The sequence below is a fragment of the Stenotrophomonas sp. 278 genome (assembly GCF_003935715.1).
GTDB lineage: Bacteria > Pseudomonadota > Gammaproteobacteria > Xanthomonadales > Xanthomonadaceae > Stenotrophomonas > Stenotrophomonas maltophilia_AH.
In genome coordinates this window covers 471-10807 of sequence record NZ_RHPP01000140.1, presented here as the reverse complement: position 1 = coordinate 10807, position 10337 = coordinate 471, and the positions used below count along the sequence as shown (strand labels likewise).

Sequence of the window (10337 nt, the reverse complement as noted above, 5' to 3'; positions counted from 1 at the left end):
ATCCGGAGCCCTTACTGAGAAGCCGGGCTGTCAAAAGACAGCCCACGTCGCCCGAACACAAAAATACGGACACTCTCACGCTGTCCAGCGCAATCATCGATCCATCGTTGCATTTGAGTCTTACGCGAGCGAGCACCCTGAGGACCTCACGAATATCAGGGCTATGGGGCGCATTGAGTCCGAGTGGGCCGCCGTTACTCGGAGTGAAGCAAGTCTACTCAGAATCCTGGGTGCCGCCCGGGATGACGCGAGATACCTGGTTTCCGCAACTGGTGAGTTGCCCGAGCGGGAAATCGCAGGACGCATGGAGATGCGTATGGCGGTGGCTCACGCGCAGGAGTCTGGTCGCCTGACGCTATCCGACGATACCTCCAAGCTGGTCAAGCAGATCCTGGTAGATGACCTGCCGGCCATCGGCACCTCCAAGGTTGGAACATACGACTTTGTTTCAAACCCTCCAGAAGACTACAAGCCCCTCTCGCAGCGCCGTGCTCCCCACGCTCAGAAAGGCTTCTTTGCCCCCGAAGTCTTCTTCGGCGAACTGCACGCGGGCAAGGCAGCGGGCGTCGTTGGCCTTGCACTCGTAGCCCAGGAGTTCGCCGTCACCGGCCACAAGTGGCTGGAGCTGAAGATTCAAGGCAACACCGCAGGTGCGGACGCCACCGTAGCCCACTTCGTAGGCCCCAATGTGGGCGGCGCGGTGGGAGGGTTCCTCCTGGGGGCGAGCGTGGGGGCAGCGTCGGGTTCCTTCACAGGGCCACTCGCGCTGATCAGCGGCGCAGGTGGTGGCGTACTGGGTGCTTACCTGGGCGACAAGTGGGCAGAACAGAGGGACATCAAGCGGGTTTTCAATCAGGAAGACCAGCTGCACCGGGTCTGGTCGCGCGACCCGGCGGACCCTGACGGACGGTGGTATCGCGGCGCGCACGAACAGCGACTGCAGAGCCAGGATCTTGGCACTGGCGTTGAAGTGCAACCGCTAAAGAATGGTCTGGGCGAGGACGTCACCCTGCGTACCAGGTACATAGCGACCGGAGCAATGGAGCGCTATCTGAACTGGAAGGCTGCCGGGGAATCCTATGAGTTGGGTCTGTACAAGCGACCGGTGGCGGAGGACCCCTATCGTTTGAGCGCAACCGATGAAGCCTTCCCACCGAAGGCGGCGCTGGAGATTGACCGCACCTTCGTGCGCGACCCTGTCTCCCGGGAGTGGGAGATGCACATCACGGAGAGGGAAGACGGTCGCGTATCCAGCACAAGACGGGTCGAGGTGTCGCAGGAGCGCGCTGAGCTTCTGGATGCGCAATCGCGCCTGGTCATCGCTGAAAACGCCGCCAACACCCCTGCCGCAGTGGCGGCCCGCTACATGGTGGCTTATGAGCAGGGGCGCTGGAGCGATTTCGGCGACGAAAAGTCCCCCTCCATACCCGCTGCGGTGCAGAACGCACGGGATGGTAGCGACTCACTGATTGCGAGTGACGGCGAAAAGTACGCGCGTACTGGCGAAGGTATCTGGGTTCATCAAGGCGTTGCCGGGAATCGCAATGCCCATGGCAACGTGCTGGAAGAGCTGGAACTCACCTGGCAAGGTCAGTCGGAAGGCATTGCTGGCCTGAGTGCAATGGCGGATGAGATTCGAGCCAATCTCAGGTTGGCCCCCGAAGGCATAGAGGGGCGTGTGGAAGCGCTGTACGCAAGGCACGGCATTCAGCAATCGGACGAGCAGATTGCCGCTGCGTCAGCCGTGCTACGGCAGACGTTGGAGTCATCTGGAGCGCAGTCGGACGTCGTTCTGGAGCTGATTCCAGACCCACGCACGCATGCGCCGAGTGCTGACAGTGCAATCGCTGCCTTCGCCGAGGGCGGCGGCAATCGGATGGTCTTGAAGGCAACTGCGACAGCGGATGATGTGAGCGCATACATTGCGCAGCAGCGGGCCAACCGCATTGAGCCGACAGTACATGACGCACCTCAGCTGCAGATCGACCGGCTATCGGCGCAGGAACGAGATGCGCATGAGCAGGCGCAGCGCGAGGCCAATCGCCAGGGGCTGTCCAAGGATGATGTCGGGCAGGCCGCGACGCTGGCAGCCGCGCAGCTGCGTGGCAACAACCTTGGACAGCAGCCGGAAGCCGCAGTGTTCGCAGCTTCCGAAGCACAGGTAGCCCCGCATCCAACGGTGCCGGCAAGCCCCGAGCTCTCGGTCACTGTTGAGGCCGCCAGGCAAGCCGAGGCGGCAAGACTCGCCTCAACCCCCGTAGAGCCGGGCTCTGCCCGGCTGAACAACGACGCACCCCAAACCCAAACACCCACCCGCCCCGAAGCCGAGGCACCCCACCACCAAACCCAACAGCGCGAGCAGGAAGCCGCCCGCACCGAGCAGGATCGCGCCCGTCAGGAACAGGCAACGACACCCGCGACCGAACCTCATGCACCGGAAGCGCAGCTCCCCCGGCAGCCCACTGACGGCCCTGCTCCTGCTCAGCCCGCACACACCCCTGGCAATACGGCAGCGGAAACGCAGGCAACGGCCGCTCAATTGCACGAAATCGCCCCGACTTCCAACACTGAGGCCCCGTACGTCGCTCCCGTCCACCCGGCAAGTGACCCATCCCTGCACAATGTGGATGAGCCCTCCAAACCGGCAACCCCGGATACGAGGGAAGTTCCCGAGCAGGAAGTCTCTCAAGCCCACGGGCACCAGGGCGCTTTCCTGGCCTTCCAGCTTCCCGTCTACGAAGCTCACCCGGAAGAAGAACTACCCGCGCCAGAGATGGCGAGCAGCGCCGATGTCCTCGAGCACGTACTACCGGAACCGGAGCACGCCCAAGCAGATGAACCCGCTCTCAGCCACCTGCAACCCAGCGACCCAGCGCACCCGGCCAACGCCCTCTACCAACAGGTGCGCGAACAGGTCGAGAAGCTGGACCAAAGCCTCGGCCGCACCTACGACGACAACAGCGAGCGCCTCACCAGCAGCCTGATGGTGCTGGCGAAGGAGAACGGCCTGCAGCGTGTGGACCATGTGGTGCTCAGCAATCAGGTGGGCGACCAGCGCCCGGGCTTCAACGTGTTTGTGGTGCAGGGCGAACTGGACAACCCCGCTCACCGGCGTGGCGTGATGCCCACCGAGCAGGCGGTCAAAACGCCGCACGAGGAATCACTTGAGCGGCTGGATGTATTGCTGGAACACGACAGACAGCAGGAACACCAGGCCAGCCTTCAGCGCCAGCAGGACCAGGAGCGGATCAACGAGGAACACGCCCAAGCCATGGTAATGGGAGGCGGCGGAGGCGGTGGTGGTGGAGGCGGCGGCTAGCGATCCATCGCCGACCAGCCCTGACACCTTATCGCCACGAGCAGACCACCATCATGAATGAACCAAGGGCTGGCGAGTTCTACATCATCAACCCGGACTTTGACGTCCCGCCGAATGAAGTCGAGTTTTCGAACAAGGAGGTTCTTCGGCCGCCGGGAGGCGGGCTCATCAGACCCAGAACGGGTGGGTTCCCCAAGTTTTCAGAAACGCCAGTGATGACGGATCTGGCACCTGAAGGTTCTCTCCATGATTTCCAGGTCGCCTTTGAAGGTTACTGGCTTGTCTCCGAGCGATTGAAGCGCGCGTTTGAGGCGATCGATCCGGGTGGATTCCTGTTCGTTCAGTGTGAGCTGGTTTGCTTTGATGGAAGCACTGGTCCGTCGTACTACTTGTGCGACGTTTGCCGGATACTGGATGCTGTCGACGAGAATGCTTCCGGAGTAAAAGTCCTTACGGAGGGTTTTCCAGAAGGGAAGTTCTATCGGTTGGCAGGAGGCGTACGCCTCGCCTTCAGGAAGGACGTTGTGAACGACGCACATGTTTTCAGGTCCCCATTCAATGACGATCTGATTGTGTGTGATCGAGCGATGCGTGACGCTCTGGTCGAACAAGGGTTCGGCGTGTTCGGCGGCGATAGCGGAATGACGCTGGATGACGCGGCAGATTATTGATGCGGCTGACTACTGATCAAACACGGACTGGAATTTCCGACCAGTCGGACCGGTGGACGAATTCGAACATCGTCATGTCGCCCATCTGGGTACATCTCGTGTAGTTGATGGACTTGGCATGTGTTCGGATCGCTGATGGATGGGAGATGTGGCAGATATGGAAGAAATTGCATCACGCCAGTTTGAAATCGCTTATGGAGGTGTGCTGTGACTAACGTTTCGCGTGTCGGCGGGGATGACGGGAATGCTCCGAAACCGAATGAGTTCTTCATCATCACTCGCGACTACGATGCGTCGGTCCATGGCGTTGAGTTTGTGAACAAAGAAAAGCTGCGCCTAGCTGGTCAGGGATTGGTGCGGCCTGATGACGGCGGATTTCCAGAATTCCCCGAGGTGCCTCTCTTCCGAGCAACATTAGAGAGCCATGAGCTAAGAGACTTCTATAGCTCTTTCGAGGGCTATTGGTTGGTTTCTGAAAAGCTGAAGCGGGTTCTGGAGGCCGTGGACGAAAAGGGGATGCAGTTTGTCTCGACAAAGTTCATTCAAGTGGATGGTTTTGAGGGTGCCAGGTTCTATCTGTGTGATGTGACCCGCGTACTGGATGCAGTTGACGAGGAAGCATCAGATGTAAGGATCCTCACAGATGGCTTTCCAAAAGGAAAATTCTATCGGCTCGCTGGCGGAGTGTGCTTGGCATTCAAGCGTGACGTGGTTGATGGTGTGCATATTATTCGCTCTGAGTTCAATGACGCGCTCATCGTCTGTGATCGGAAGATGAGAGATGCGCTTGTCGAGCACGGACTGGGTGTAATGGGTGAAGACACTGGCATGTCGATACACGACGCGGCGGACTACTGATCCGTGGGCATGTCATAGAGTGAGGCGGGGCATTAAGGTGAAACCGGGCAGGGAATTGCTGCCCGCCCCAGCGTTTGTATGCCGATACAGCTCACGCTCTCTGTAGCGTCAAGGCGACATCCAGTAGGCGGTTTGAACGACGTTACCTTGGTCGTTGATCTCAAACGACCATGATTTACCCGTCAAAGAGGATCGATTCAGGTGGAGGTGGTGCTGGTCCTGCTGGAGACTGTGTAGGGGCAGGCCACCAACGTACCCGCTTCCGCGCGGCACACTCACCCGGGTCAGAAAACCCTGATACCGGCGGCCGAAGCCCTATGTCACGCTGCCAACCAACACCGCCTACCCTCCGTTAAATGGAATGACACCCATGAGCGCATCAGAGCAGGATCCTGTCCTTGGCAGCCAGTACACCATCGACGCTTTCATCTTCGAGCGAAGCGCGCTGCTCAAGACGCTGCACGAGGCCGGTCTGTTCACCATCGAAGCATCTTTGAACAAGCTGTATCTCCCGGTCGACAAGGCTCTTGCGGACCAGATGGGATGCAGCCAGTTCAGTCCGCAGCCTGTCGCCTCCTACTATGAAGGCATGCTGGAGCATCTGAAGAGAATTGAAGACTCGGCAGACGGCCAGGCGGCAATGCAGCTTGAAGCCGGTGCGCTGCAGCGGGTGGCGGAGTCTGTGGAGAAGCTGCAGTTGACGGTGAAGGCAGCATTGATCAATGGCGACCTCTTTCTCGGATGAGCAGGGTGGCCAGACAACACGGCGTGGCCTGCATCGCGTATGAGAAATGCGGCGCGGCGCGATCGACGCCCGCGCCGTGCCGGAAGCCGCGTAGTGACACGCCATGCGTGTCAACGCACTCACCCCGCGATCGAGTACTCCACCTCACCCGCCGGCATGGCACCCATCCCCGCCGCCTGCAGGCTGCCCCGGGTAGCGACCCAGTCACCCTTGTGCTGGATGGCAACGCCACCCGCCGCCGTCCACGCCACGCAGTTCTTGCTCCAGTCGTCGATAAGCACATCGCCCGCCTGATGCATGAAGAGCGGCTTGTTGACGCCGCCCAGCACGGGTAGCACCAGGCACGTGGCCGAAAGATGCTCCCGCACCCACGCACGCTTCTGCTGGGCGGCCACGGTGTAGTTGGACTTGGGGCAGGCGGTAAGGATCACCGGCTGCAGGTGCTCAGCGTAAGCAGCGCTTCAGAGTTTTCTGGTTGTCGATGGCTCCCGCCGGTGGCAACCTACTGAAAGGTCCGGGAGTCAAGGACAGAGCAGCTGCCAGCGCAGCCCGGAAGCACACGGAGCGGGAAGGGGAAAAGGGATGTCAATCAAAGGAATGTTCGGCACGTTGTTCGGAAGCAGTGAGCCCAAGCGGCCGCCCACGTCAGAGCCCCCCCGATTCGAGGCGCGGCCAGGTTCCGCGTACGACCCGGTCACCGGTGTGACGATTCCGGAGCCGCGTCTTATCGCCGGCGTACTGCGCGACGGTACGCGCGTCACCGAGTACCACTACGCCTTCTACCGCGATGGGCAGGTGGTCGGCCGCCTCGGGCTGTACGGCTCGGACACCCTCAAGCTCGAGCAGGGCGGGATGGAGCGCCAGTTCTTCCTGTACTTCGGCCACGACTGGCTCATTCGATCGCTGCTGAAGCTCAAGCAGACGCTCGGCCACACCGGCGACGACTACACCTTCGTGTGCGGCCTGGTGGAAGGCATGCTGCGCGTGTACGAGACGCAGCCAGACGTTCGAGGACACCAGCGCTACTTGGCCATCGCCGACCATCGGGAAGTGCTGAAAGGTGGTCTCCAGCTGCCCACACAGAAGATTGCCGCGTTCAAAGGCCTGGTCCTCTTCGCCGACCTTGTTGTCGCCAGGAAGCTTGATGCACTTCCGGAGCGTGCCTGCCCGGCAATTACGGACGAGCAGGTGCTTACGCTCACGGACTACCTGCAGGCACCGGGCTCGGGCGTAACGCCTGAGAGCAGCTTCGCCGAGTATCTTGAGCAGAAGATCAAGCAGCATCCACCCGTGCTGCCGCCTGGCAAGGACTACGTGTTCTGCTGGGGCATTGATGAAGAATCCAAGGTCAATCATCAAACGGCGGCGGAGTACGCGAAGTCCACAGGCGGTGGGGTGCTTGGCGACAGTGACCTGGGGCGATTCATTGACGACCTGAGCTTGAACCCGGCTAGTCATCCTGAGTTTGAGGAAATGGTGACGGGGCTGAGGACGTTCATGGACGCCCGAGGCGCTTTGCCACTAAACGGCAAGTACCGCGCCATGCTTCACGACATCATGTGGACCGCTGGGAGAGGGCCCTTCATGGAAGCGGCGATCAAGCGGGGTAAGCCGCTGGTGGCCTATGTCAATGAGTATTCGGATGATCCTGAAAAGTCGGCACCGTGAAGGTTTAGGCGACGGACGAAAAGCAACGCAGGATCGGTGTTCTCGCGGCGTCTATCTGGACGACGCTGCAGAATAATTTATGAGCTTAAACGCCACCAAGGCACGATACTGAAATTTCGCTCAATGAACGAAGTCGACGGCACAAAGGTGGGGCCATTAAACTTGACTGCGGAGACCGAAGAGATGGGGAAGTACTTCCTGCTCGAACCTGACAGTACTCGCGGCGGCAGGGGACACGGAGTCGTGTTTGAGAACGTCAAGCGATTGGTTGATTCGCCTCGGCTTGTCCTTCGGCCGCATGAAGGTGGAATCCCGAAGTTCAAGGAAGTGCCGTGCCTCGTGTACTCCCCCGCGAAGGGACAGCCTCCTGAAGATCTGGAAGGCGGAATGAGCGGATACTGGCTGGTATCCAAGCGATTGAAGGACGTCTTCGAGAAAACGGATCCGGCTGGATTCGAGTTCGCGGAGTGTGACTACCGACTTGCGGACGGATCCAGCGGGCCAACCTACTTCCTATGCGACGTCGTCCGTGTTCTGGAGGCAGTAGATGAAGAGGCCTCGGAGCTGAAAATTGAGACCAGTGACAAGTACCACGCAGGAAAGCACTACAGCTTTTCTGGTGGTGCCAGACTCAGCTTCCTGGATGAAGTGGTCGGTTCCGCCCATGTTTTCAGAACCCCTTACTCAGGAAACTACATTGTGTGTGATCGGGTGCTACGTGATGCAATAGTCGATGCGGGGATATGGAGTGCTGCCAGGAGTAATGGGGTCTGGTTCATTGATGCAGCTGATACTTAGCGTTTCAAGTGAGCCGCCATTTGGATGAGGTGCGGGAATGCCAAAGGATAAGCCGATATTTCAGGACCACCATGTTCTGGACGGCCTTCATCGGAGACTCTGATCCTTCGGCGGCAATGACCTGTACAGGAGCATATGAGCGAGAACGTCACCATGAATGAACCAAAAGCTGGCGAGTTCGACGTCATCAGTCTGGACTTCGGGCTCCCGCCGTACGGAGTCGTTTTTTCGAGCAAAGTGCGTCTCCGGACCTTGGAGGGCGTGGGTATGCATCTGCAATCATTCGCTGAGAACAAATGAGTAGGGAGAGTGCAATGGATGGTCGAGATGAGCGCGGGGAATTGGCGAAGAACGGGCCGGTAATCGGTGAGTTCTACATTCTTCGCCCGGATATGCGCGGCGAACCACACTCGCTTGAGTTTGAGAATGCAAGTGCTCTCCGGCCTCCCGCGGCTCGACACATTCGGCCTGAGCAAGGTGGATTTCCTGCAATGAACGAAATACCTCGGCTTCGGCAGACAGAGGTAGGTCACCTTCACAATGATCTTGACGCAGATTTCGAGGGGTACTGGCTTGTATCAGAACAGCTCAAGCGTGTATTTGAGTCAGTTGACCCGGAAGGATTCGCGTTTTGTCGGTGCGATATCACATTTTCTGATGGAACGGTATCTGACTCGAGCTACCTCTGCGACGTGGTGCGGGTAATCGATGCCATTGACGATGATGCATCTGAGGTAAGGATTCTTACCGATGGGTACCCCAAGGGGAAGTTCTACAAGTTGGCAGGTGGCGCAAGGCTGGCCTTCCACAAGAATGCAATTGGATCGGCGCATGTGTTTCGTTCGCCGTTCAACAGCACATTGGTCATATGTGATCGCATTCTCAGAGATGCGTTGCTGCAGAGCGGATTTGGTGAGGAGCTGAACCCCAGAGGCGTTCGGCTCTTCGATGCCGCTGATTACTGAGATCGGGTGATTGCGTAACGGAGGTGGAAAAGGATGTCATCCAGTAGAGACTTCGTGCTCGGGAACTGCCTTCGCGTCCGGTGTTGCCGGCTTGAGGGGCTCATCCAATTTGTGCAGCGATGGGTCACTTGCCGGGTCGACGGGAGCGACGTGCTGGACCTCGGTCCTGGAAGCTTGGGCACCTTCGTGCAACTGCGCGGCTGTTGCTTGCGCTTCTGCGGCCGTGTTGTCGGGGGCGTGTGCGGGTTGAGCAGGAGCGGCACCGTCGGTGGGCTGCCGGGGGAGCTGCGCTTCCGGTGCACGAAATTCGGTTGCGGGAGTCGTCGCCTGTTCCTGCCGGGCACGGTCCTGCTCGGCGCGCGCGGCTTCCTGCTCACGCTATTGGGTTTGCTGGTGGGGTGCTTCGGCTTCGGGGCGGGTGGCGAACGCGCGTGTCCTCCGCCCAGCGGGTAGGGCCATTATTCGCCCGGAAGTCGGAGGGATTCCGAAGTTCGACGAGGTCCCTCGGCTGGCCGTAGTTGACGGCGCGCATGTGTTTGGAAATCCATTCAATGCAAGATTGGTTATCTGCGACCGGTTGATGCGGGATGCATCGGTGGAACGAGGCTTCGGCATTGCTGGGGAAGGCCATGGTTTGAGCCTCGTTGATGCGGCTGACTACTGATCAAATATGGACCGGAATTGCCGACCACCCATCGTCATGTCGCCCATCTGGGTACATCTCCTGTAGTTGGTGGACTTGGCGTGTGTTCTGATCGCTAATGAATGGCGGGTGTGGCAGATATGGAAGAAGTTGCGTCAAGCTAGCTTGAAGTCCCTTATGGAGGTGTGCTGTGACTAACGTTTTGCGTGTTGGCGGGGATGACGGTAATGCTCCGAGACCGAATGAGTTCTTCATCATCAATTGCGACTGCAATGCGCCGGTCCATGGCGTTAAGTTTGTGAACGAAGAAAAGCTCCGCCCAGCTGGTCAGGCATTTGTGCGGCCTGATGACGGCGGATTTCCAGAATTTCCCGAGGCGCCTCTCTTTCGCGCAACACTAGAGAGCCATGAGCTCAGAGACTTCTATAGCTCCTTCGAGGGCTATTGGTTGGTTTCTGAAAAGTTGAGGCGGGTGATGGAGGCTGTCGACGAAAAGGGAGTGCAGTTTGTCTCGACAAAGTTCATTCAAGTGGATGGTTCTGAGGATGCCAAGTTCTATCTGTGCGATGTTACTCGTGTATTGGATGCGGTTGACGAGGAAGCATCAGATGTAAGGATCCTCACAGATGGCTTTCCAAAAGGAAAATTCTATCGGCTCGCTGGCGGAGCG

General features: G+C 59.0%; 9 protein-coding genes. 8 read left to right on the top strand and 1 reads right to left on the bottom strand.

What is annotated here, in order from left to right:
- Positions 1 to 304: 304 nt before the first annotated feature.
- The 4 genes from EGJ34_RS18095 (at position 305) to EGJ34_RS18080 (ending at position 5593) form a co-directional block, all read left to right on the top strand.
- Entirely contained in the window at positions 305 to 3319 is a 3015-nt protein-coding gene (locus EGJ34_RS18095) for an XVIPCD domain-containing protein (protein WP_125361858.1), read from the top strand.
- 53 nt (positions 3320 to 3372) lie between these two features.
- Positions 3373 to 3990, top strand: a complete 618-nt coding sequence (locus tag EGJ34_RS18090) for a DUF1629 domain-containing protein (protein WP_125361857.1) — start codon at positions 3373 to 3375, stop codon at positions 3988 to 3990.
- A gap of 207 nt (positions 3991 to 4197) precedes the next feature.
- A complete protein-coding gene (locus tag EGJ34_RS18085; RefSeq protein ID WP_125361856.1) occupies positions 4198 to 4848 on the top strand; it encodes a DUF1629 domain-containing protein in 651 nt (216 codons plus the stop codon).
- A gap of 370 nt (positions 4849 to 5218) precedes the next feature.
- The gene (locus EGJ34_RS18080; protein WP_125361855.1) at positions 5219 to 5593 is read left to right on the top strand and encodes a hypothetical protein; all 375 of its coding nucleotides are present in this window, start codon (positions 5219 to 5221) and stop codon (positions 5591 to 5593) included.
- 119 nt (positions 5594 to 5712) lie between these two features.
- Here the strand turns inward: EGJ34_RS18080 and EGJ34_RS18075 are convergent, their stop codons facing one another.
- Positions 5713 to 6024, bottom strand: coding sequence for a hypothetical protein (locus EGJ34_RS18075; RefSeq protein WP_260477050.1), 312 nt, complete (start codon positions 6022 to 6024; stop codon positions 5713 to 5715).
- Positions 6025 to 6295: 271 nt separating this feature from the next.
- Here EGJ34_RS18075 and EGJ34_RS18070 point away from each other — a divergent pair, with 271 nt between their 5' ends.
- The 4 genes from EGJ34_RS18070 to EGJ34_RS18055 all read left to right on the top strand — a co-directional run.
- Complete coding sequence (locus tag EGJ34_RS18070) at positions 6296 to 7261, top strand: hypothetical protein (RefSeq protein ID WP_125361854.1); 966 nt, start codon at positions 6296 to 6298, stop codon at positions 7259 to 7261.
- A 123-nt stretch (positions 7262 to 7384) separates the two neighbouring features.
- On the top strand, positions 7385 to 8059 hold the full coding sequence (locus tag EGJ34_RS18065; protein WP_125361853.1) for a DUF1629 domain-containing protein: 675 nt from the start codon (positions 7385 to 7387) through the stop codon (positions 8057 to 8059).
- Positions 8060 to 8373: 314 nt separating this feature from the next.
- Complete coding sequence (locus tag EGJ34_RS18060; protein ID WP_125361852.1) at positions 8374 to 9024, top strand: DUF1629 domain-containing protein; 651 nt, start codon at positions 8374 to 8376, stop codon at positions 9022 to 9024.
- Between the two features lie 833 nt (positions 9025 to 9857).
- Positions 9858 to 10337: DUF1629 domain-containing protein (locus tag EGJ34_RS18055; RefSeq protein ID WP_125361859.1), on the top strand; the 480-nt coding region annotated here is incomplete at its 3' end.

Bases quoted from the DNA above. Each gene is read 5' to 3' on its own strand.
- EGJ34_RS18095 (WP_125361858.1), top strand. From the start codon at position 305: ATGGAGATGCGTATGGCGGTGGCTCACGCGCAGGAGTCTGGTCGCCTG.
- EGJ34_RS18090 (WP_125361857.1), top strand. From the start codon at position 3,373: ATGAATGAACCAAGGGCTGGCGAGTTCTACATCATCAACCCGGACTTT.
- EGJ34_RS18080 (WP_125361855.1), top strand. From the start codon at position 5,219: ATGAGCGCATCAGAGCAGGATCCTGTCCTTGGCAGCCAGTACACCATC.
- EGJ34_RS18065 (WP_125361853.1), top strand. From the start codon at position 7,385: ATGAACGAAGTCGACGGCACAAAGGTGGGGCCATTAAACTTGACTGCG.
- EGJ34_RS18060 (WP_125361852.1), top strand. From the start codon at position 8,374: ATGGATGGTCGAGATGAGCGCGGGGAATTGGCGAAGAACGGGCCGGTA.